Origin of the sequence: Streptomyces sp. NBC_01244 (genome assembly GCF_035987325.1) — a bacterium.
Classification (GTDB): Bacteria; Actinomycetota; Actinomycetes; order Streptomycetales; family Streptomycetaceae; genus Streptomyces.
The window spans coordinates 200,532-222,832 of record NZ_CP108489.1; the positions used below are offsets into that span (position 1 = coordinate 200,532).

Here is a 22,301-nt window from a genome sequence, read left to right on the forward strand (position 1 = left end):
GCGCCGCACGGCGGCGCCGGTCCCGGTGCCGCCCCGAGACAGTCAGAGGGTGAGCCATGAGCACAGTTCAGCCAGGTCCGGGCGTCGCGCCTCGCCGCGTGGTCGTCACCGGGCTCGGCGTCGTGACCAGCATCGGCATCGGCATCGAGGCCTTCGCCGCCGGCCTGCGGGCCGGGGCCAGCGGGGCCAAGCCGATCACCGCGTTCGACACCGAAGGTTTCGCGTACGCGAACGCCTGCGAGGTTTCCGACTTCGATCCGGCGCAGTGGATCCACCGGCTGGACCCGGAGGACCTCGGCCGCGCCACCCAGTTCTCGGTGGCGGCCGCCCGCATGGCCGTCGCGGACGCCGGGCTGGCCGTGGAGGACGTCCGGGCCCGCCGGGCCCTGGTGTCCGTCGGCACCACCGACGGGGAGTCGCGCGATCTCGACCAGCTCGTCGAGAGCACCCTCGCAACCGGTCCCGACAGCTACGACCCGCAGGCCGCCGCCCGCTTCCCGGCCGGCCGGCTCTCCTCCGCCATCGTGCGCGAGTTCGCCCTGGAGGACGCCGAGGCGGTCTCCATCCCGACCGCCTGCGCGGCCGGCAACTACGCCGTCGGGTACGGCTACGACGCCCTGCGCAGCGGAGACGTGGACATCGCCCTGGTCGGCGGCGCCGACGCGCTCTGCCGCAAGACCTTCACCGGCTTCTACCGGCTCGGCACCATAGCCCCCGAGGTCTGCCAGCCCTTCGACAAGGACCGCCGGGGCATCCTCACCGGCGAGGGCTCCGGGATCCTGGTCCTGGAGAGCCTGGAGTCGGCGCTGGCGCGCGGCGCCCGCGTCTACGCCGAGGTACTCGGCTACGGGCTGGCCTGCGACGCCCTGCACCCGGTCGCCCCCGACCGGGACAGCATCGCCCGTACGATCGCCATCGCCCACCGCAACGCCGGAGTCACCCCGGACCAGATCGACTTCGTGTCCGCGCACGGCACCGGCACCAAGGCCAACGACATCACCGAGGCCGGCGCCATCCGGCAGGTCTTCGGCGCCGAGGCGATGCCCCGCACCGTCTCCATCAAGTCGATGATCGGCCACAGCATGGGCGCCGCCAGCGCCGTGGCCCTGGCCGCCTGCGCCGTCGCGCTCACCCAGGGCTTCATCCCGCCCACCATCAACCACACCGAGACCGACCCCGAGTGCGGGGTCGACTGCGTCCCCAACCACGCCGTCGAGGCCGACCTCGACATCGTGCAGAACAACGCCCTCGCGTTCGGCGGCAACAACGCCGTGGTCATCCTGGCCCGCTACCTCCCCGAGCGGGTCGTGGCCGGCCGCGCCGGCGCGGGGGAGCTGAGCCCCGTATGAGCTGGATCGTCACCGGAACGGGAGCCGTCGCCAGCATCGGCGGCTCGGTCGCCGAGATATACGACTCCCTCGTCGCCGGCCGCAGCGGGCTGGCCCCGCTGCGCGGCTACGACCCCACACGGTTCCGCGCGCAGGTCGCCTACGAGATCGACGACCGGCCCGCGCCCGGCGTGGACGAGCCGCTGCGCGCCACCCGGTGGCTGGAGCGGGCGGTGGCCGCGGCCCTCGCGGACGCCGGCCTCGGCGAGGACCTCGACGGGGTACCCGTCCTCGTCGGGACGACCCTGCGGGAACTGCGCTCCGTGGAGCTGTCCTGGCGCGACAGGATCCCCTTCGACGTCCGGGACATGCACTTCGGCACCATGCTGCGGCGCCGGTTCGGCGCCGCCGACACGCACACCGTGGCCAACGCCTGCTCCGCCTCGCTGTACGCCCTCGGGCTCGGCGTGGACCTGCTGGAGCTGGGCGCCGCCGACACCGTCGTGGTGGCCGGCGTGGACACCATCTCCGAGTCCACCTACGGGCTGCTGGACCGCTGCTACCCCGAAGCTCCCGACCGGGTACGCCCGTTCGACAAGGCGCGGCGCGGCATGCTCCAGGGCGAGGGCGCGGTGGCCGTGGTCCTGCGCCGGGAGGCCGACGGGCCGGCCCCCGCGGGCCGGGCGCACGTCAGGGTCCGCTCGGTGGCCGTCAACTGCGACGCCCACCACCCCTCCGCCCCGGAGGCCAAGAACATCGCCACGGTGATCCGCGAGGCGCACGACCGCGCCGGGATCGTCCCGGCCGACGTGGACCTGCTGATGCTGCACGGCACCGGCACCCCGCTCAACGACGAGGCCGAGCTGGCGGCGCTGGGCTCGGTGTTCGCGGGGGTGCACCCGTCCCCCTACATGACCGCCATCAAGTGCATGACCGGCCACACGGCGGGCGCCTCCGGGCTGCACAGTCTGGTCGCGGCCGTCGACGTGATGCGGCAGGGCGCCGTGCCGCCGATCCTCGGGCTCGACGACCCGGTGGAGGCGGTGGGCGCGTTCCGGATGGTCCGCGGCACCCGGGCCCTGCGGCCCGCGGAGCCGCTGCGGCTGGCCCAGATCAACTCCTTCGGCTTCGGCGGCCTCAACGCGGTGGCCGTGGTCGAGAGCCTGCAGGGAGGCACGTCGTGAGCACCGCCAGAACCCCCGCCAGAACCCCCGCCCCGGGTACCGGCACCGGTACCGGCCGCACCGCCGAGGTGGTGGTGACCGGACTGGGCACCGCCCTGACCGGCGTCGCCGGCCCGGCGGAGCTGGGACCCGGGGCGCGGGGCGGGCACGGCGGCGCCGGCGACCCGGTCGACCGACTCACCGGCCGCGGCCTGCGCTACAAGGACCGGGCCACCAAACTGGGCATGGTCGCCGCCCGCGAGGCCCTCGCCGCCGCCGGACTCACCGGCGCGGACGGCGCCCTGACCGTGCCCGGTGCCTCGGTGGGCTGCGTGGTCAGCACCAACTTCGGCAATGTGGACACGGTCTGCGAGACCGTCGCCACCATCGCCCGCGGCACCTACCTGGGCACCAGCCCGATGATGCTCCCGGCCACCTCCAGCAACGTGGTGGCCTCCTGGATCGCCATCACCCACGGGCTGCGCGGCGCCAACCTGACCCTGTGCAACGGGCCCACCTCCGGGCTGGACGCCGTCCGCTGGGGCGCGCTGCTGATCGCGGCCGGCCGGGTGGAGCGGGTGCTGGTCGTGGGGGTGGAACCGGACAACCCCGAGGTGCGGCACCTGCTGCCGCCCGACCGGGAGGCCTTCTTCGACGGTGCGGCCGCGCTGGTCCTGGAGTCCGCCGGATCCGCCGCGGCACGCGGGGTACGCCCACTGGCCGGGGTCGGTCCGTACGCCCGCCGGGCCCGGCACGCCGACGCGGTGGTCGCCGTACGGGCCGGGGACGGCCGGGACCTCGGGCTGTGGTGCGTACCCGAACACCTCGAGGGGGGCCGCGGCTCCGCGTCCGCCCTCGGCGACGGCACCGCCGGCACGCCGGTGCACGACCTGTCGGAGCTGCTGGGGCCGTCCTCGGGCGCGCTCGGCGTGCTCCAGGCGGTGGCCGCGACGGCCTGGCTGTCCGGCGGCGCGGGTGCCGCGGTGCTGGCCACGGCCGGCACCGGGGACGAGGGCGGGGACGACGCGGCGGCCGCGCTGCTGTTCCTCCCGGTGGCCGCCGAGCCCTACAGGAACGAGTCCTCGCGAGCCGGGTCCGCCTCCGAACCCGTGGGGGCCACGCCGTGAACGGACGCACCGAGGTGGGGGTCCGCCTGCGGCGCCCCGCCGAGGGCGCCGGAAGGCCCGTACGGGTCCTGACCCTGCACGGCCTGGCCGGCACCACCGAGGTCTGGCGCCGGTTCAGCGAGCTCGCCGCCCCCCGCCTGGAGGTCTGGGAGGCCGAACTGCCCTGGGCGGCCTCCGCCGTGGGCACCGGCTGGAGCCACCGGCCCGACCCGGTGCCGTGGGTCCGCCAGGCCCTCGACGGCGTGCCCGGCGGCGCGGACGCCGTGGTCGCCCACTCCTTCGCGGCCGGCGCCGTGCTGGAGCTGCTGGCCGCCGAGCGGCCGGCCCGCCCCGCCGCCGTCGTCCTGGTCTCCCCGTTCCACCGCCGCGACCCGGACGACTTCGACTTCGAGACCGCGCAGTACTACCTCAACGGTTTCCACCGGATCCTCGACGAGGGGCTGCGCGTCAGCTCCGCCGACCGGATCCCGCGGGACCTGCGCGAGCTGATGGCGCTGAAGATGCGCGAACGTGTCGGCCCGTACGGCTGGATGCGGTTCTTCGACGCCTACCTGCGCAGCCCGTTCCTCGACATCGGATCGCTGACCCGGCCCGTTCTGGTCGTCGCGGGGGAGCACGACTTCGCCGCCCCGCCGTCCGACGCCCGAGCCCTGGCCGAGGCCCTGCCGCACGCCGAGGTACGGGTCTTCGACGACAGCGGCCACTTCCCGATGGCGGAGCAGCCCGAGCTGTTCGCCGCCACCGTCAACGCCTTCCTCACCGGCTCCCGGCCGCGCACGGCGGTATCCGAACCCGCCCGCACGGCCACCGGGGCCGCCCTGCCCGCCCCCACCGCCTCGACCGCCCCCACCGTCCTGACCGCCCTGGCCGAACCCCTGCCCCTGCCTGCACCGGAGCTGACGTGACCCTGACCGTGTCCGAGTCCGTGACCCTCGACCTCGCGACCCCGACCACCTTCGAGATCCGCCCCCGCTACGAGGGCTCCAACATCTGCACCTGGATCGGCTTCAAGCACGTCAACTACCTCGTCGAGGAAGCCGTCCTGAACCACCTGCGCCGGTCCGGCCTGCTGCCCGGCACCGTCTACGAGACGTACGGACTGTGCACCGACATCGTCGACATCGACACCCGCATCCTGCACGCCTTCCACATCGACGACGTCGCCGTCGCCGAGGTCAAGCCGCACCGCAAGGCCAAGGACGGCGAGATCCTCCTCGCCGTCACCCTGCACGTGCAGCGCGAGACCCTCCTCAAGGCCGTCACCTCCACCGTCCGCGTGCAGCTGCGCCTCGACCCGCGCGGCGGCGGCGAGAAGCCCGCCCCCGCGGCCCTCGCCCCGTACGCCGTCGACACGCTGCACGCCACCCCGGCCTGGAAGGTCGAGGCCCCCCGGGTCGACCTCGGCGCCGACGACCTCACGAAGGAGCTCACGGCCGGCCGCAACGCCTTCGCCTGGAAGTTCCGCATCCCGTACTGGTACTGCCACTTCACCGAGCGCATCCAGATGTCCGGCTACCTGCGCCTGATGGAGGAGGCCAAGGACCAGCTCGTCGCCTCCCGCGGCGTCTCCATCAAGACCCTGCTGGACGAGCAGAACTGGATCCCGGTCGTCCCGCACTCGCGGATCACCATCCTGGACGAGGCGCGGATGGAGGAGGACCTGTACGTCGTCATCACCGTCGAGAACGTCTTCAAGGGCTTCACCTACGACTCCCGCATGGACACCTACGTGGTCCGCGACGGCGAGCTGCTGCACACGGCCACCGGCCAGATCACCCACGGCTACGCGGTCATCGAGAACCGCGCCGACTGGAGCCTGGTCCCCTTCGACGACCGCATGAACGCGGCGCTGGAGGGCAAGCAGGCATGACCGAGGAGGTCGTGGTCACCGGGATCGGCGCCGTCACCTGCCACGGCGGGGGTACGGACGCCCTGTGGCAGGCCATGACGGCGGCCGGGATCCGCCTGCCGGACCGGCCTGCGGACCGGCTCGCCGAGATGGACCTGCCGCTGATGAACCTGGTCCCCGACCCCGACCTCTCGGCGGAGCGGGCCGCCCGGTTCGCCGCGGCGGCCGCCCGCGAGGCGCTGGCCGACGCGGGCCTGGACCCGGACACCCTGTCCGGGGACGGGTCCGCCCGGGCCGCCGTCGTCGTCGGCAGCTGCATGGGCGAGCCCGGCACCAACGAGCGCGGCCGCGGGGACGGCGGCTGGACGCCGCCGTTCCGGCTGGCGGGCGGGCTCGCGGAGGAACTGGGCCTGTACGGCGCCGCGCACGACGTCACCACCGCCTGCTCGGCCGGCGGCTACGCGCTCGGCATGGCGGTGGACATGGTGCGCTCGGGCGAGGCGGACCTGGTCCTCGCGGGCGGCTCCGACGCCTACTCGCGCGTCGCGCTCGGCTGCTTCAACCGGCTGGGCGCCGTGGACCCGGAGCGCTGCCGCCCCTTCGAACAGGAGCGGGCCGGCACGGTCTTCGCGGAGGGCGCGGGCATGCTGGTGGTCGAGTCGGCCACCAGCCACCGGGCCCGCACGTCGACCCGTCCCCGTACCGGTACCCGCCCCGCCGGGGCCCGGCCGCTGCGGCTGTCCGGCGTCGGCTGGAGCTGCGACGCCGGGCACCCCACCGCCCCGCACGCCGATGGCGAGCAGATCGTACGGGCGATGCGCGAGGCCCTCGGCGGGCCCGGCGGGGAAGCCGGGATCGGCTGTGTCATCCCGCACGCCACCGGGACCCGGATCGGCGACGAGGTCGAGAGCCGGGCCCTGCACCACGTGCTCGGCCGCCGGGTCCGGGACGTTCCCGTGTACAGCCTGAAGGCGCTGCTCGGCCACACCGGCGGTGCCTCCGCCGCGCTCGGCGCGGTCGCCGCCGCACTGGTGCTCCGGCACGGCCGGGTGCCGCGCAACATCCCCCTGGACCACCAGGACCCGCAGTGCCCGGTATGGCTCCCGCAGCGGGAACCGGTGGCGCTGGAGCCCGGCCGGCGCCGGGTACTGGTCAACGCGTACGGCTTCGGCGGCAGCAACTCCTCGCTGGTACTGGAAGACGCCGAGGCCGCCGAAAACGCCGAAGACGCCGCAGCCGCCGACGGCCCGGCCGCCGACCGGGGACGCCCCGCCACGCGAGGAGTGGCGGCATGAGCCTCCCGATCGGCATCGACGGCGGACTCGCCGTGACCGGCGCTGCCCTGGTGCTGCCGCCCGACGCACCCGGAGGGCGGGCGCAGTGGCCCGGCGGCCCGCCGGACGACTGGTTCGACCACCGCACCCGGCTCGGACCGCGCGGCTACAAGTACCTGCCCGCCGCCGCCCAGTACCTCCTCGCCGCCGCCCGCGGGGCCGCCGCCGACGGCGGCGGGATCGACCTGGTGCCCGAGGACCGGCGCGGCTCCGCCCTCGCCCTCAACGGAGCCCTCGCCGGGCTCTTCGACCGGATGGACCGCCAGGTGGCGGCGGAGGGCGGCGCCAACGCCCTGTCGCCCGCCACCGCCCCCTACTTCGCGGCCAGCGTGCTGGGCTCCCGGCTCGCCGCCGAGCACGGCCTCAAGGGCTTCGCCCTCACCCTGGCCGCGCCCGGCACCGCCGCCCTGGAGGCCGTCGAGGCCGGGGCGCGGGCACTGGCCGCAGGCCGCTGCGACGCCCTGTTCGTCGGAGCGGCCGAACACGCCCTGCCCAAGGGCGCCGGGGAACCGGGGGAACAGGGCGCCGCCGCCCTGGTCCTGGAGCCCCCGGCGGCAGCCGAGGCCCGCGGCGCGGCCGTGCACGGCCTCGTCCGGGCCCGCTCCCTCCACGTCCCCCCGCGCTCCCTCGCCGAAGGGGCGGGCCGCGCCCGGCTGACCGCCACGGTCACCGGTGCGCTCGACCGCCTGCTGGCGGCCGCGGGACCGGGGGCCCGCGCCCCCGAGCCGCACTACGTCTTGGACGGCTCCCCGGTGGCCGCCCTCACCCGGGCCGCCGTGGACGGGGTCCTTGCCATCCGGCCGGCCGCCCCGCCGACGCCCGGAGCGCTCGCGCCCGGCGCGCCGCCCGGCGCCGTACCGCTCGGCGCGGGCAGCCTCGCGGCCGCGGTCGGGCTCGTCCGCCTGGTCACCGGGGAGCCCGGAGACCGGCTGCTGGTCGTCGCGGGCGGCCGCGGCCACATCGCCTTCGTACTGCTGAGCGCCCTGGGCCGGCCGCCGGTACGTCCCCACGGCCCCGAACGGGAGGGAAACCCATGCTGAAGTCACTGGAAGGCAGTTGGTGCGTGATCCTCGGCGCGTCCAGCGGCATCGGCCGTGCGGTCGCGCTGGGCCTGGCGGCAGAGGGGGTCAACGTCTTCGGCGTGCACTTCGACACCGCCTCCCGCCGGGACGAGGTCGAAGCGCTCGTCACCGAGATCGCCGCGCAGGGGGTGGAGGTCCGCTTCCACAACGCCAACGCGGCCTCCCGCACCGCCCGCGCCGAACTGGTCACCGACCTGCGGGAGTTGACGGCCGACTCCGGCGGCGTCCGGATCCTCGTCCACTCCCTCGCCTTCGGCACCCTCGTGCCGTTCCTGCCGCGCGCGGGCTGGGACAAGCCGATCAGCCCCCGCCAGCTGGAGATGACCCTCGACGTCATGGCGCACAGCCTCGTCTACTGGACGCAGGACCTGGCCGCCGCCGGGCTGCTCCGGACCGGCTCCAAGGTCTACGCGATGACCAGCGCCGGCACCGTCCAGGCGCTGCCCAGCTACGGCGCCGTCTCCGCCGCGAAGGTCGCGCTGGAGGCCCACGTCCGCCAGCTGGCCTGCGAACTCGCCCCCCAGGGGGTCGCGGTGAACGCCATCCGCGCCGGGGTCACCGTGACCCCCGCCCTGGAACGCATCCCCGAGCACGACGTGTACGTGGCCCGGGCCGCCCAGAACAACCCGCACGGCCGGCTGACCCGCCCCGAGGACGTCGCCGACGCGGTCGCGCTGCTCTCGCGCACCGAGTCCTCCTGGATCAGCGGCAACACCATCGGCGTGGACGGCGCCGAACTCCACGCCGCCGCCGGAGCCTGGGGCTCCGCGTCCCTCGTCAGGAGCGAGTCATGACCACGTCCACCGCAGCCCCCGCCGGCACCCTGGTCGTCTCCGGCTGGTCCGCGGCCTCTCCGTACGGCTTGGGAGCCGACGCCTTCACCGCGGGCCTGGCGGCCGGCGACCCGGCGACGCACCCGCTGCCCGACCCGGCCGGCCCCTACGACCGGGCCGGCATCGTCCCCGGCTTCGACATCCGCGCCGTCCTGGGCCGCAAGGGCACCCGCGCCATGGACCGGGCCACCGCACTGGCCGTCGCCACCGCGGGACTGCTCCTCGACTCGGCCGGTCCCGGGCTGGCCCAGGACCTCCCCGACGACATCGGCATGGTTCTCGGCACCGGCCACGGCAGCGTCCAGTCGATCATGGACTTCACCCGCTCCTCGCTCACCGCCGAGAAGCCCATCCACGTGGACCCCGCGCACTTCCCCAACACGGTGATGAACAAGGCCGCCGGCCAGAGCGCCATCTGGCACCGGCTGCGCGGCCCCAACACCACGGTCGCGGGCGGCGCGGTGACCGGCCTGCTCGCCCTCAACTACGCCGCCCGGCTGCTGCGCCAGGGCCACTGCGAGGCGGTGCTGTGCGGGGCGGTCGAGGAGTTCTCGGCGGAGCGCGCCTGGCTGGAGTACCGGGGCCGGGCCCCGCACCGGCCGGCCGGGCCGCTCGGCGAGGGCTGCGCGCTCTTCCTGCTGGAGTCGGCGGCCCGGGCCCGGGCCTACGGCCGGACGGCCGTGGCGACCGTGCGCGGCGCCCGGTTCATCGCCTTCAGCGAACCCGAGGGAACCGGCCCGGCCGTCGTACGGGCGGTCACCGAGGTCCTCAAGGAGGCGGACGTACGCCCCGAGGACGTGCGGCTGCTGGTCCCCTCGGACTGCGGCGGGGTGCTGGGAGGACGCGAGGAGTCGGCGCTCGCCGGGGTCTTCGCCGACGGGGGCGGCCGCCGTTCGGTACGGCTGCGCCGGCTGATCGGCGACACCTCGGCGGCCTCCTCGGCCTTCCAGCTGGCGGCGGCCGTCTCCGCCGCCCGCCCCGGCGAACTCGTCCTGGTGACCTCGGTCGACCCGGACGGCCAGGTCGGCGCCACCGTCCTGGAGGCGGGTGGTGCCAGTTGACCGTCTCCGCGCCCGCGGGCGGCAGACCGCCCCGGGAGGCGCCTTGACCCTCCTCGCAGCCGCCCGCCGGCGGTCCTGCCGGGTACGGCGGCTGCTCTACCTGGCCACCGCTGCCCCGGGCCCGCCGCCAGCCCACCCGACCCCCCGGTTCCACAGACCCGCAGTGGCCGCGGCCGAGTCCGACTCCGCAGCCGATTCCGTGGCCGGGGACGCGCCCGGGTCGGCTCCCGAGCCCGAGCCCGAGCCCGAGCCCGCGGCAGCGCCCGGCGCCGTCGTCTACGCACACCGAACCCACGAATGGATGACCGACATGGCCCACCACACCGCCGCCCTCGACAAGGAAGCGCTCCGCGATCTCATCGCCGACGTGCTCGACCTCGACCCGGCCGAGGTCACCGACCACGCCCACTTCGTCGACGACCTCGAAGTCGACTCCCTGATGGCGCTGGAGATCACCGTCCGCCTGGAGCGCGAGTACGCGGTGAAGATGACCGAGGCCGAGATCACCGGCATCACCTCCCTCCAGGGCACCTACGATCTGCTGGACCGCAAGCTGGCCGCGCCCGCCTCCGCCCCGGAGGTCGCCGCATGAGTTCCGCGACCGTCCTCGGGGACGCCCTGGAGCCCGTCTCCGCCGACGAGCACGGAGCGGTCACCGCCTTCACCGCGGACCCGGCCGACCCGGTGCTCGCCGGGCACTATCCGGGCTTCCCGGTGCAGCCCGGCGTGTACCTCCTGGAGGCCGCCGACCGGACCGTCCGGCTCTGGGCCGGGGGCGGTCCCCTCGACCTGGTGGCCATGAACCGCTGCCGGTTCCACCGGCCGGTCCTGCCCGGCGACCGGATCACCACCACCGTCGTCGTCACCGACGCCGGCCCCGAGCTGGACGTACGGGCCAAGGCCGTCTCCGACACCGGCCCCGTGGCCGACATCCGGCTGCGGTACCGCAAGGACAAGGACAAGGAGCAAGCAGCGTGAGCGCCGATGACAGGGGACTCCACCGGATCAAGAACACGATGCCCCACCGCAGCCCCATCCTGCTCGTCGACCGGGTCGCCGAGGTCGTCCCCGGCGAGCGCCTGACCGCCGTCAAGGCGGTCTCCGCCAACGAGCCCTGCTACGCACGGATCGGCCAGGACGCCGGCCCCGAGGCCTACGCCTACCCGGCCGCGCTCACCCTGGAGTCCTGGGCGCAGGCGGCGGTGCTGCTCTCCGTCTGGGAGGACCCCAACCCGGACGTGCTGGCCGGGAAGGTGGAACTGGCCGGCTCCATCAACGGAGTCGAGTTCACCGGCCGTGTCTACCCGGGCGAGCTCGTCCGGCACGAGGTCCGCCTGGTCAAACTGGCCGGTGACACCGCCATCCTGGCAGGCGAGTCCTTCGCGGACGGCCGCCCCCTGCTGACCGTGGCCAGCCTGGTGGTCGCCCTGCGCGACGTCACCGAACTGCGCCCGCAGCCCGAGGCGGTGGCGGCATGACGGACCCCGGGACGGACGTGGGGGTCGCCCTGGTCACCGGAGGATCGCGGGGCATCGGCCGCGCCGTGGTCGCCCGGCTGGCGCGCGACGGCTACGACATCGCCTTCTGCTACCGCTCGGACGACCAGTCCGCCGAACTCGTCGCCAAGGACGTACGGGAGACGGGCCGCCGGGTGCTGACGCGCCGGGTCGACGTCGCCGACCGGTCGCAGGTGCAGGCGTTCGTCGACGCCGTGGAGGAGGGGCTCGGCCCGGTCCGGGCCGCGATCACCTCCGCCGGGATCACCCGTGACAAGCCGCTGGTGCTGATGCCGGACGAGGATTGGGACGCGGTCATCCGCACCAACCTCGACGGCACCTACAACCTGGCCCGGTCGGTGGTCTTCCCGATGATCAAGCGGGGCGGCGGTGCGCTGGTGACCCTGTCCTCGGTCGCCGGGGTGGCCGGCAACGCCGGGCAGACCAACTACTCCGCGTCCAAGGCGGGCATCATCGGCTTCACCCGCTCCCTCGCCAAGGAGGCCGGCCGGTACGGCATCCGGGCCAACGCGGTCGCGCCGGGCTTCATCGAGACGGACATGACGGCGGTGCTGACGGAGAAGACGGCCAAGGAGATGAGGAAGAAGATCGCGCTCGGCCGCTTCGGCTCGCCGGACGACGTCGCGGACACGGTCTCCTTCCTGGTCTCCGACCGGGCCGCCTACATCACGGGCCAGGTCTTCCAGGTGGACGGCGGGATCTCGCTGTGAGCGCCGGTCCGGCCGCGGCCGGGCCGCGCCGGCGGACCCGTCGGCCGCCCCGGTTCTACTTCTCGCTGCGCAGCCCGTACTCCTGGCTGGCGTACAGGGAACTGCTCGACCGGCACCGGGAGCTCGCCGGCCGCATCGAATGGGTCCCCTTCTTCGAGCCGGACGAGCTCAGTCTGAAGATGCTCCGGGCGGCGGGCGGGGAGTTCCCGTACACGGCGATGTCGGCGGCCAAGCACCGCTACATCCTCCAGGACGTGCGCCGGCTGGCCGCCGAGCGCGGGCTGGAGTTCGGCTGGCCGGTGGACCGCGAGCCGGTGTGGGAGGTCCCGCACCTCGGGTACCTGGCCGCCGCCCGGCACGGCAAGGGGCCCGAGTACATCGCCCTCGCCGCCCGCGCCCGCTGGCAGGACGGGCTGGACGTCTGCGACCCCGGGGTGGTGGCGGGCTTCGGCGCCGAGCTCGGCATCGATCCGGACGAGCTGTCCGGGGCCGCCCGGGACCCGGAGCTGCGGGAGGCCGGGGTGCGCGCCCTGCTGGACGTGGACCGGGACGGGGTGTTCGGAGTCCCGTTCTTCACCGACCACTTCGACAAGTACTGGGGGCTGGACCGGCTTCCGGCCTTCGTGTCCGCCCTGACCCGGCGCTTCGCCGCGGAGCCCGCGCCCGCGCCCGAGCCCGCGCAGTCCCCCCGTGCGCCGCACGGACCGTCCTTCGACGACGGCCATGCGGGAGGCTGCGGCTGACGCGCACACGTCGCCCGGCCCGACCAGGGGCCGCCGCCCGCTCCTCCCCCGAGCCGGCGGCGGCCCTTTCGCGCGTCCCGCACCGGCAGAGGGAAGAAATCTGGATGTACCGGGCCATATAGACCCTCCATGGCGATGGCGGGGGCCCCGCCGGGACCCTCGGAAGACTCACCGCACTCCACTGCGTGACACCGCCTCACCACCTGCCACACACCGTTCACACCCACCGAGAGGTGACCATGCCGAACAGCGACGACTGGGCCCCCCTGCGCATCGGGCCGGAGGGCCGCGGAGGCCCGGAGGAACTGCGAGAGGTCCTTGAAGACCTGGGCCCCGACGGGCTCGCCGACATCTTCGTGAAGGAGAAGGGCCTCGTCTTCCGGGGGTTCGACGTGCCCGCGGACGACCTCGACGCGGTGCTCGACCTGGTGCTGCCGCGCCGGCTCGCCTATGTGCACGGCAACTCGCCGCGGACGAAGGTCGGGGGGAACGTCTACACCTCGACGGAGTACCCGCCGGAGTTCACGATCTCCATGCACAACGAGATGAGCTACGCCGATGCCTGGCCGGCCCGGCTCGCCTTCTACTGTCAGGTCCGCCCGGGCGGCGGCGGGGCCACTCCGGTCCTGGACGCGGCCCGCTGGCTGGAGTCCCTGGACGACGAGGTGCGCGAGGCGTTCGTCGGCGGCGTCCGCTACGTGCAGAATCTCCACGACGGCTTCGGCCTGGGCAAGTCCTGGCAGGCCACCTTCGAGACCGACCGGCGCGAGGAGGTCGAGACGTTCCTCGGGGGCACCGACTGCACGTGGGCCTGGCAGCCGGACGGCGGGATCCGTGTCGAGTCCGTGCGCCCGGCCACGACCCGGCATCCCGTGACGGGCGCCGAGGTGTGGTTCAACCAGGCCGATCAGTGGCATCCGGCGGGCCTGGGCGACGACACGGCCGCCGCGCTCGCCCAGATCCTCCCCGAGGACGAGCTCCCGCAGAACGTCACCTTCGCCGACGGCAGCCCCATCCCCGAGGCGTACGTCGCCCAGATCCGCGACCGCGGCCTGGAACACGCCGTCGACGTCGACTGGGCCCAGGGCGACCTGCTGCTCATCGACAACGTGCTGCTCGCCCACGGCCGCCGCCCCTTCACCGGCAACCGGCGCATCCTCGTGGCCATGTCCGACTGATCCCGCGCTCCTCCGCGTGAGCGCCGGTCCGCCCCGCGCCACGCACGCCCATCACCGACCCGTCAGGAAGTGGCCCATGAAAGGTGCCTCCTACCGAGCCCTGCGCGAGGACGACGCCGTCCACGTCTGGCAGGGCGTAGCCTCCGACCACCCCGAGCCCGGAGCCGCGGAGCTGCTCTCCGCCGAGGAGCGGGCGCTGGCCGTCCGCCGCTCGGGCCGCGCCGGCATCCGCTATGCCAACATCCACGCGGCCGTCCGCCGCGTCCTCGCCCGCTATCTGGAGTCCGACCCCGGGGAGATCCGGCTCGGGCGCCAGCCCTGCCCGCGCTGCCCCGACCCCGCCCACGGCAGACCCGCGGTCGTCTGGCCGCCCACCGGCCTCGACTTCAACCTGTCCCGCTCCGGCGGGCACTGGCTGCTCGCCCTCACCGCCGACCGGCAGGTCGGCGTGGACATCGAGGATCCCCGGCTGCTCGACGACTTCACCGGAACCTCGCTGTTCGTCATGTCGCGGGAGGAACTGGCCCATCTGGCGTCCCTGGCCGACGAGGAGGCCCGTACCGCCGCCTTCTTCCGCGGCTGGACCCGCAAGGAGGCCGTCGTCAAGGCCAGCGGCGTCGGCATCGTCGCCGACCTGTCCGCCATCGAGGTACGGCCGCAGGACGCCGGCGCGGTCCTGGTCCGCCACCGCGAGCTCCGGGGTCCGGACTCCTGGATCGTGCAGGACCTGCCGCTCGGGCCCGGCCGGTACGCCGCCCTCGCCCGTGAGGCCGGCAGCACCGGGCCGGTGTTCCTGGCCGGGGACCACGGCTTCACCGCGGTCCCCGTCCACCTGCCCGTACCGCCCGCCCTCACGGAACCCGCCGGGCTCCCGGCCGCCGCCTGAGCGGCCGCCGGTCACCCGTACACACCTGCCCGTACCGCTTTCCCCGTCTTTCCCGCCTCTCTCCACCGCTCCGCTCCCGACCCCCTGCCGACGGCTCCACCCGTCGGCAGGGGGTTTCGGCTTGTGCACGGCACTCACCTCATCGCCAGCTCCGCCGCCGGCAGCGCCGGACCCAGGGAGCGGGCGAACAGCGCCACCAGCTCGTGCAGTTCGTACACCGGGGCCGTCGGACCGTCCGACACCGTCAGCAGTCCGTGGTCCACCAGAGCCTCCAGCGCGTGCTCAGCCTCGGCCCCGGACAGCCCTAGCGTGTCGGCGACCACCGCAGCCGGGAAGGGGGCACAGCCGCCCACCACGGGCAGCCGGTGCAGCAGTTGCCTGCGTTCGGGCCGCAGGTGGCGCAGCGACAGGGCCAGGCTCTGCGGTACGGACAGCCCCCGCGCCTCCAGCTCCGACAGCCGGCCCGCGGGGTCCGCGAGGCGGTCCGCGAGCCCCGACAGCGACCACTGCGGCCGGGTGATCAGCCGGTTGCCGGCGATCCGGACGGCCAGCGGCAGTCCGGCGCAGTACCCGGCGATCCGCCGGGCCGCGTCCGGGTCCCCGCCCACCCGGACGGGTCCGAGCGCGGCGCACAGCATGGCGAAGGCGTCCTCGGGGCTGAGCGGTCCGAGCACCATCGTGTGGACCCCGCCGACCGGGCCGAGCGCCGTCCGGCTGGTGATCAGGACGGCGGGCTCGGGCGCCCCGGGCAGCAGCGGGCCCAACTGGAGCTCGCTGACGGCGTTGTCCAGCAGGATCAGCAGCCGCTTGCGGGCGGTGCGGGTCCGGTAGAGGCGGATCAGCTCGTCCAGGTCGGTCTCCCCGGCGGCCTTCGACACGTCCTCCCCGAGCGCCCGCAGCAGGTGGACCAGGACCCGGCGCGGGTCGCGCGGGGAACCGTCGGAGTGGCTGAGGTCGGCGTACAGCTGGCCGTCGGGGAAGTCCGCCAGACAGTCGTTGGCGGCCCGGACGGCGAGCGCGGTCTTGCCGCCCCCGGCCATGCCGGTGATCAGGAACCGGCGGGCGTGCCAGCTGGGGGCGCCGCTCCCGGCGGGCGGCAGCAGCCTGCGGAGCTCGGCCAGTTCGGCCGCGCGGCCGGTGAAGTCGGCGATGTCGGGCGGCAGCATGGCAGGCACCAGCGTGCGGGCGGTCACCGGGCGCGGCGGCTGGGCGGGCACCTGGAGCTCACCCGTCAGCACCCGCTGATAGGTGGCGGTCAGCGCCTCGCCCGGGTCCACGCCCAGTTCCTCGGCCAGCGCCCGGCGGCCCTCGTGGTACGTGCTGAGGGCGTCGGCCTGGCGTCCGCACCGGTACAGGGCGGTCATCAGCTGCGCGCGCATGCGCTCGCGCACCGGGTACAGGGACACCAGCCCGGTCAGCTCGGGCACGATCTGCTGGTGCCGGCCCAGGACGAGGTCCGCCTCGATCCGGTTCTCGGTGGCGGCGGCCCGCGCCTCCTCCAGCTGCGGCAGTTCGGCGTCGGCGAGGAATTCGGTCACGTTGGACAGGGCGGGCCCGTGCCACAGGTCCATCGCCCCGCGCAGGTGCCGGTCGGCCTCCTCCACACGGCCGTCGGCCAGCGCCTCGCGGCCCAGCCGGCCCAGCCGCTCGAACGTGACGAAGTCGACGGAGGCCTCGCCGGTGTGCAGGGCGTAGCCGGGCTGCTGGCGCACGATCCGGATCTCGTCGCCGAGCTGTATCCGCAGCCGGGAGACGTAGGTGTAGATCTGCGCGTTCATGGTCGCGGGCGGGTTCCACCCCCACAGCAGGAAGCTCAGCCGCGTGTCGGAGACCATCCGGCCGCGGGCGAGGAGCAGGGCCGCGAGCACCGTGTTGACCTTCGTTCCGGCAAGGGCGACGCATTCGCCGTCCCGCCGGGCTTCGACCGGCCCGAGAATCTGGAACTCCATGGTGTCTCCCCCGTGCGGTAGCAGTTCCAACGGGGACAAGTCTTGGCCCTGCTCAGGGCCGGTGGCAGCTTTTGCACCTGTCAGGACATTGCGTTGGCAACACCCTGCCAGCCCCCGAAACGGAACATGGATTCCGCGGATCTTCCGTATATCGTTCCGCGCTTTCCTCCCGTGCCGCCGTCCTGCCGCCGTCCCGCCGCCGCCCGGCCGTCGTCCTGCCGCCGTCCCGCCGCCGCGTGGTCCCGCCCCCGTATAGGAGCGCGATAGCCCCGCAGCCGAGGGTCGGGGCCACCAGCCGCCGAGGGACGAGGGGAGAGGGCCGCGTGATCAGCTTCGACGGATTTGTGAGCGGGTTCCGGCGCCGGGTCGCCGAACATCCGCAGCGGGTCGCCGTACGGTTCTGCGCGGCGGGCGCCGACGAGAAGGTGATGACGTACGCCGAACTGGACCGCGCCGGACGGGCGGTCGCCCAGTGGCTGCTCGCGCACACCTCGCCCGGCCAGCGGGTCCTGCTGGCCTTCCGTCCCGGCACCGGCTTCGTCCGCGCCTTCCTCGGCTGCCTCTACGCGGGCGTGACCCCGGTGCCCGTGCCGGCCCAGGGCGGCCACGGCCTCCAGGAGTCCCGCACCGAGGGCATCGCCGCCGACTGCGGGGCCGCGCTGGTCCTCGACGACGAACGGCTCGAAGAGGCGGCCGCCGCCGACGTGCTGGGCTGGACACCGCCCGCCGTCCTGCCGCGCATGCCGGCCTTCCTCCAGTACACCTCGGGCTCGACCAGCGACCCCAAGGGCGTGGTCGTGTCCCACGCCGCGCTCGTGCACAACATCGGCCTGATGGCCCGCAGCAACGGCTGGCACGCAGGACAGACCTGGTGCAGCTGGCTGCCCGCGTACCACGACATGGGTCTCATCGCGATGATCCTGACGCCCCTGCACCTCGGCGGCACGGCGGTGCTGATGCCGCCCGAGGACTTCCTCAAACGGCCCGTGTCCTGGCTGCGCCTGATCGACCGCACCGGCGCCGCCATCAGCTGCGCCCCGAACTTCGCGTACGAGCTCTGCGCGCGCCGCGTCACCGAGGAGGAGGCCGCCGGCCTCGACCTCTCGCGCTGGACCCACGCGTGCAACGGCGCCGAGCCGGTCGACGCGGCGACCCTCGCGCGGTTCGCGGAGCGGTTCGCCCCGGCCGGGTTCACCGCCCGGGCGCTGCTGCCCGGGTACGGGCTCGCCGAGTCCACCCTCTTCGTGACCGGTACCCGCGTCGAGTCGGCCCCGGTGGTCCTTTCGGCGGACCCGGCCGCGCTCGCCGCCGGCCGCCTCGAACCGGCCGCGCCCGGCACCGGGGCGCCGCGGCTGGTGAGCAGCGGAACCGTCCGCGAGCTGGAGGTCCGCATCATCGGACCGGACACCGGCCGGGAGCTCCCGGCCGGCGAGGTCGGCGAGATCTGGATCCGCGGCGCCAGCCTCGCCCAGGGCTACTGGGGCCGGCCGGAGGAGACCGCGCGCACCTTCGGCGCCGTGGCCGTCGGACTCGGCGGCGGCTTCCTGCGCACCGGGGACCTCGGGGCCCTCAGCGGCGGGGAGCTGTTCGTGACCGGCCGGATCAAGGAGATGATCATCGTGCACGGGCGGAACCTCTACCCGCACGACATCGAGCGCGAACTGGGCGAGCTGGAACAGGAGTTCGCGAGCCTTCCGGCCGCCGCCTTCGCCGTCCCGGACGGCCCGCAGGACGAGATCGTGGTCGTGCAGGAGCTGCGCGCCCGCCGCCGTCCCGCCGACGAACTGGCCCGGCTCGCCGCCGGCGCCAAGACCGGGCTCACCCGCCGCCTCGGCGTCCGGGTCGGCGAGGTGCGCTTGGTGCGCATAGGCGAGGTCCGGCGCACCACCAGCGGCAAGGTCAAGCGCACCCTCATGCGCGAGCTGTATCTCAAGGGCGAGCTGGTACCGGCCGGCGCCCCCCGGGGCCGGAAGGCGGCCGACCAGTGACGACTGCACCGGTGCGCTCCCCGTACGCCCTCGCCGAGCAGTTGGAGGGATGGCTCGGCGACCCCCACGACCCGGCCAACCCCTTCTCCTTCGCCCGCCTCGGCGCACTGGACCGCGCCGAGCGGTTCCCGGCCGAGGCCTGCCGCCGGCTGGACGAGCTCGGGCTGCCCCGGTGGTTCGTACCGGAAGCGCTCGGCGGCGCGCTGCGCTCCGCCGAGGAGCTGTCGCTGATCATCCGCACCCTGGGCCGGCGCGACTTCACCGTGGCCCTGGCCCACACCAAGACCTACCTCGGAGCGGTCTGCGCATGGGTGGCGGGCGCCGATGACCAGGCCCGGCGGCTCGCCGGCCGGGTCCTCGACGGCGCGGTCGTCTCGCTCGCGCTCACCGAACGCTCCCACGGCAGCGACCTGCTGGCCGGGGAGCTCACCGCGGTCCCGGCCGGCCCGGGCCGCCACCGGCTCGACGGAGAGAAGTGGCTGATCAACAACGCCACCCGCGCCGACCTGGTGACCGTGCTCGCCCGCACCGACCCCAAGGGCGGCGCCCGCGGCTTCAGCCTGTTCCTCGTCGACAAGTCCCAGCTGGCGGAGGGGAGTTGGCAGGCCATGCCCGCGCTCCCCACCCACGGCGTGCGGGGTGCCGATATCAGCGGGATCTCCTTCACCGGCGCCGAGGTGCCGGCCGACGCCCTGGTCGGCGCGGCAGGGGAGGGCCTGGAGATCGTCCTGCGCGGCTTCCAGATCACCCGGACCCTGTGCTCGGCGATGACCCTCGGCATGGCCGACCAGGCGCTGCGCATCGGCACGGGCTTCGCCGAGGAGCACCGGCTGTACGGCCGCCCCCTCGCGGAACTCCCGCAGGCGGGGCGGGTCCTTGCCGAGGCGTACGCCGACCTGCTCGCCGCCGAGGCCGTCAGCCTGGTCGCCACCCGCTCCATCCACACCCTCACCGGCGAGCAGAGCGTGGTGTCGGCGGTCGTGAAGTACCTGGTGCCCACCATCGGCGACGAGACGATCGCCGCCGTCCGGCAGCTGCTCGGAGCGCGCGCGATGCTCGTGCGGGACCACGCCGACGGGACCTTCCAGAAGATCGAGCGCGACCACCGCATCGTCGGCATCTTCGACGGCAGCACGGCCGTCAACCTCAACTACCTGGTCAACCAGTTCCCCGTACTGGTCCGCGGCTGGAACGCCGGCCTCGCCGACACGGCGGGCGTCGAGGCGGCCGCGGGCCTGGACACCGAGGTTCCGCCGCTCGACCCGGGCGCGCTCACCCTCTACGCCCGGTCCGGGTGCAGCGTCGTCCAGTCGCTGCCCGCGGCCGCCCGGGAGGTGTCCCGGCGCGCGCCCGGCACCCCGCTCGCCGCCCTCGCCGAACGACTCCTCGGCCTGGCGGGGGAGCTGCACGGGGAGCTCGCCGCCCACCGCCCCTCGGCGCGTCAGGTGCCGGAGCGGGCCTTCGCGCTGGCCCGTGACTACACGCTCCTGTACGCGGGCGCCGCCGCCCTCCACCTCTGGCTGCACACCCCGTCCGGCCGCTGGTCCGACGACGGATGGCCGGAGGCCGTCCTCACCCGGCTGGTGCGGCGGCTGACCGGCGAACCGGACCTCGACGACGAGGACGGACCGGCCCTGGACCGGCTGCTGCCGGCGCTGCGCCGCCAGCATGCGGCGGGACGGCTGTTCTCCCTGCTGCACTGCGACCTGGCCGAAGCCGGCCGCCCGACCACCGAGGAGGGGGCATGACACACCCGACGCTTCCCGCGCCCGCCGCCACGACCGGGACCGCCACGACCGGGACCGCCACGACCGGGACCGCCACGACCGGGACCGCCACCGCCGGGCCCGGGATCCGGGAGCGCGCCGCACGGCTGGAGGCCCTGCTCGGTCCGGCCGCCGATCCGGACAACCCGCTGGGCGCGGCCGCCGTCCTCGCCGCCGACGAGCGGGGCGAGCTGCTCCCCGAAGGGGAGCGGATGCTCGCCGCGTTCGGACTGAACGCCGAGTTCGTCCCCCGTGCGCTCGGCGGCCGCTTCGAGCAGGCCGATTCCTTCGCGCACCTCATGCGCGCCCTGTTCCGGCGCGACTGCTCCCTCGGCATCGGCTACGGGGTCACCAGCTTCATCGCCGGGCTCCCCGTATGGGCCTCCGGCTCGCCCGCGCAACAGCGCCGGGCCGCCGACGTCCTGCTGTCCGGCGGCCGCATCGTCGCCGCGTACACGGAGCTCGCCCACGGCAGCGACTTCTCCCGCCACGAACTCACCGCCGCCCCCGACCCCGACCCCGGTTCCCGGGGCGGGTACCGGGTCGACGGCGGCAAGCAGCTCGTGAACAACGTCTCCCGCGCCCAGGCCGCGGTCCTCTTCGCCCGCACCGACGACCGGCCCGGCAGCCGCAGCCACTCCCACCTCCTGGTCGATCTCGACGGGGTGCCCGCGGACGCCGTGCGAAGGGACTTCCGCTACCCCGTCTCCGGGGTGCGCGGCTGCCTCCTCGGCGGCATCGAGTTCCACGACTGCCCCGTCCCCGGCGACACGCTCCTCGGCCGGCCGGGCGACGCCATGGAGACCGTGCTGCGCGCCTTCCAGGTCACCCGCAGCGTGCTGCCCGGCATGGTGGTCGGCACCGGCGACACCCAGCTGCGGGCCGTCCTGGGCTTCGCCCGCGAACGGCTGCTCTACGGGCGGCCCGTCACCGACCTCCCCTCCCCGCGGGCCGCCTTGACCGGCGCGTTCACGGACCTGCTGGTGTGCGACGCGCTGTCCACGGTCGGCGCCCGCGCCCTGCACCTGTTGCCGGGCGAGACGAGCGTGCTGTCCGCGGCCGTCAAGTACCTGGTCCCCAAACTGCTCCAGGACTCCTCCTACCGGCTCTCCGTGCTGCTCGGCGCCCGCAGCTACCTGCGGACCGGGCCGTACACCGTCTTCCAGAAGGCCGCCCGCGACCTCCCGGTCGTCTCCCTCGCCCACGCGGGCAGCGCCGTCTGCCAGGCCACGATCGTGCCCCAGCTGCCCCGGATCGCCGCCCGCGGCTGGCACGGCGACGGGCCGGAGGCGGTCGATCCGCCGCGCGGGCTCTTCCTGCCCGGCGGCCCGCTGCCACCGCTCGACCTCTCCCGCCTGGAGCTCAACTCGCGCGGCCGCGACACCCTCGGCCGCCTGGTGGCGGACCCGGACCGGGACCACGGCCACCCGCAGGTCACCGCGCTGGCCCGGCTGTTCGCGGAGGAACTGCGGCGGCTCGGCGACCGGGCCGTCGCCCTCCCGGCGCGCGACCGTACCGCCATCGCCTCCCGCCGCGGCTTCCTGCTCGCCGACCGGTACGCGCACGTGCTCGCCGCGGCCGCCTGCATCGGCGTCTGGCAGCAGGGGGACGGCTTCACCGGGGAGCCCGCCTGGGTGGTCTGCGCCCTGCACCGGCTCGCCGAGCGGCTCGGCCTGCGGCCACCGCCGCTTCCCGAGGACGCCTCCGAAGCCGTCCACGCCGAGCTGCTCCGCCGCCACGAACAGAACCTGACGCTCGACCTCATCCGTGCCCCGCTCCTGTGAAAC

20 protein-coding genes are annotated in these 22,301 nt (G+C 74.8%); 19 read left to right on the forward strand and 1 reads right to left on the reverse strand.

Annotated elements, in window-relative coordinates:
- The first annotated feature begins 56 nt into the window (after window positions 1-56).
- The 16 genes from OG247_RS43295 to OG247_RS43370 all read left to right on the forward strand — a co-directional run bounded on the left by OG247_RS43295 (window position 57) and on the right by OG247_RS43370 (window position 14,811).
- Window positions 57-1,349: a beta-ketoacyl-[acyl-carrier-protein] synthase family protein gene (locus tag OG247_RS43295; protein ID WP_327258000.1), complete on the forward strand. Its 1,293-nt coding sequence runs from the start codon at window positions 57-59 to the stop codon at window positions 1,347-1,349.
- Entirely contained in the window at window positions 1,346-2,512 is a 1,167-nt protein-coding gene (locus OG247_RS43300; protein ID WP_327258001.1) for a beta-ketoacyl-[acyl-carrier-protein] synthase family protein, read from the forward strand. Before OG247_RS43295 ends, OG247_RS43300 begins: the two co-directional genes overlap by 4 nt.
- The gene (locus tag OG247_RS43305; protein ID WP_327258002.1) at window positions 2,509-3,618 is read left to right on the forward strand and encodes a beta-ketoacyl synthase N-terminal-like domain-containing protein; all 1,110 of its coding nucleotides are present in this window, start codon (window positions 2,509-2,511) and stop codon (window positions 3,616-3,618) included. Before OG247_RS43300 ends, OG247_RS43305 begins: the two co-directional genes overlap by 4 nt.
- Window positions 3,615-4,523, forward strand: coding sequence for an alpha/beta fold hydrolase (locus OG247_RS43310; protein WP_327258003.1), 909 nt, complete (start codon window positions 3,615-3,617; stop codon window positions 4,521-4,523). Before OG247_RS43305 ends, OG247_RS43310 begins: the two co-directional genes overlap by 4 nt.
- Window positions 4,520-5,488, forward strand: coding sequence for an acyl-CoA thioesterase (locus tag OG247_RS43315; protein WP_327258004.1), 969 nt, complete (start codon window positions 4,520-4,522; stop codon window positions 5,486-5,488). Before OG247_RS43310 ends, OG247_RS43315 begins: the two co-directional genes overlap by 4 nt.
- A complete protein-coding gene (locus tag OG247_RS43320; RefSeq protein WP_327258005.1) occupies window positions 5,485-6,762 on the forward strand; it encodes a beta-ketoacyl-[acyl-carrier-protein] synthase family protein in 1,278 nt (425 codons plus the stop codon). Before OG247_RS43315 ends, OG247_RS43320 begins: the two co-directional genes overlap by 4 nt.
- Complete coding sequence (locus OG247_RS43325; RefSeq protein WP_327258006.1) at window positions 6,759-7,841, forward strand: beta-ketoacyl synthase N-terminal-like domain-containing protein; 1,083 nt, start codon at window positions 6,759-6,761, stop codon at window positions 7,839-7,841. Before OG247_RS43320 ends, OG247_RS43325 begins: the two co-directional genes overlap by 4 nt.
- Window positions 7,835-8,677, forward strand: coding sequence for an SDR family oxidoreductase (locus tag OG247_RS43330; RefSeq protein ID WP_327258007.1), 843 nt, complete (start codon window positions 7,835-7,837; stop codon window positions 8,675-8,677). The genes OG247_RS43325 and OG247_RS43330 overlap by 7 nt, the downstream gene beginning before the upstream one ends.
- Entirely contained in the window at window positions 8,674-9,777 is a 1,104-nt protein-coding gene (locus tag OG247_RS43335) for a beta-ketoacyl synthase N-terminal-like domain-containing protein (RefSeq protein ID WP_327258008.1), read from the forward strand. Before OG247_RS43330 ends, OG247_RS43335 begins: the two co-directional genes overlap by 4 nt.
- 43 nt (window positions 9,778-9,820) lie before the next feature.
- Entirely contained in the window at window positions 9,821-10,369 is a 549-nt protein-coding gene (locus OG247_RS43340; protein ID WP_327258009.1) for an acyl carrier protein, read from the forward strand.
- On the forward strand, window positions 10,366-10,755 hold the full coding sequence (locus tag OG247_RS43345; protein WP_327258010.1) for a 3-hydroxyacyl-ACP dehydratase FabZ family protein: 390 nt from the start codon (window positions 10,366-10,368) through the stop codon (window positions 10,753-10,755). The genes OG247_RS43340 and OG247_RS43345 overlap by 4 nt, the downstream gene beginning before the upstream one ends.
- Entirely contained in the window at window positions 10,752-11,255 is a 504-nt protein-coding gene (locus OG247_RS43350) for a 3-hydroxyacyl-ACP dehydratase FabZ family protein (RefSeq protein WP_327258011.1), read from the forward strand. Before OG247_RS43345 ends, OG247_RS43350 begins: the two co-directional genes overlap by 4 nt.
- Complete coding sequence (gene fabG, locus OG247_RS43355; protein ID WP_327258012.1) at window positions 11,252-12,004, forward strand: 3-oxoacyl-[acyl-carrier-protein] reductase; 753 nt, start codon at window positions 11,252-11,254, stop codon at window positions 12,002-12,004. The genes OG247_RS43350 and fabG overlap by 4 nt, the downstream gene beginning before the upstream one ends.
- Entirely contained in the window at window positions 12,001-12,747 is a 747-nt protein-coding gene (locus OG247_RS43360) for a 2-hydroxychromene-2-carboxylate isomerase (RefSeq protein ID WP_327258013.1), read from the forward strand. Before fabG ends, OG247_RS43360 begins: the two co-directional genes overlap by 4 nt.
- A gap of 239 nt (window positions 12,748-12,986) precedes the next feature.
- Window positions 12,987-13,925 (forward strand): TauD/TfdA family dioxygenase, encoded by a 939-nt coding sequence (locus OG247_RS43365; protein ID WP_327258014.1) that lies wholly within the window; start codon window positions 12,987-12,989, stop codon window positions 13,923-13,925.
- 76 nt (window positions 13,926-14,001) lie between these two features.
- On the forward strand, window positions 14,002-14,811 hold the full coding sequence (locus OG247_RS43370; protein ID WP_327258015.1) for a 4'-phosphopantetheinyl transferase family protein: 810 nt from the start codon (window positions 14,002-14,004) through the stop codon (window positions 14,809-14,811).
- A 134-nt stretch (window positions 14,812-14,945) separates the two neighbouring features.
- Here OG247_RS43370 and OG247_RS43375 read toward each other — a convergent pair whose 3' ends face one another.
- A complete protein-coding gene (locus OG247_RS43375; RefSeq protein ID WP_327258016.1) occupies window positions 14,946-16,760 on the reverse strand; it encodes an AfsR/SARP family transcriptional regulator in 1,815 nt (604 codons plus the stop codon).
- A 323-nt stretch (window positions 16,761-17,083) separates the two neighbouring features.
- On the opposite strand from OG247_RS43375, the gene OG247_RS43380 reads away from it, so the two are divergent.
- Genes OG247_RS43380 through OG247_RS43390 form a run of 3 tightly spaced genes read left to right on the forward strand, consistent with a single transcriptional unit; the run spans window position 17,084 to window position 22,298 of the window.
- A complete protein-coding gene (locus OG247_RS43380) occupies window positions 17,084-18,748 on the forward strand; it encodes a fatty acyl-AMP ligase (RefSeq protein WP_327258017.1) in 1,665 nt (554 codons plus the stop codon).
- Complete coding sequence (locus tag OG247_RS43385; RefSeq protein WP_327258018.1) at window positions 18,745-20,496, forward strand: acyl-CoA dehydrogenase family protein; 1,752 nt, start codon at window positions 18,745-18,747, stop codon at window positions 20,494-20,496. Before OG247_RS43380 ends, OG247_RS43385 begins: the two co-directional genes overlap by 4 nt.
- A complete protein-coding gene (locus OG247_RS43390; RefSeq protein WP_327258019.1) occupies window positions 20,493-22,298 on the forward strand; it encodes an acyl-CoA dehydrogenase family protein in 1,806 nt (601 codons plus the stop codon). The genes OG247_RS43385 and OG247_RS43390 overlap by 4 nt, the downstream gene beginning before the upstream one ends.
- Window positions 22,299-22,301: the final 3 nt, after the last annotated feature.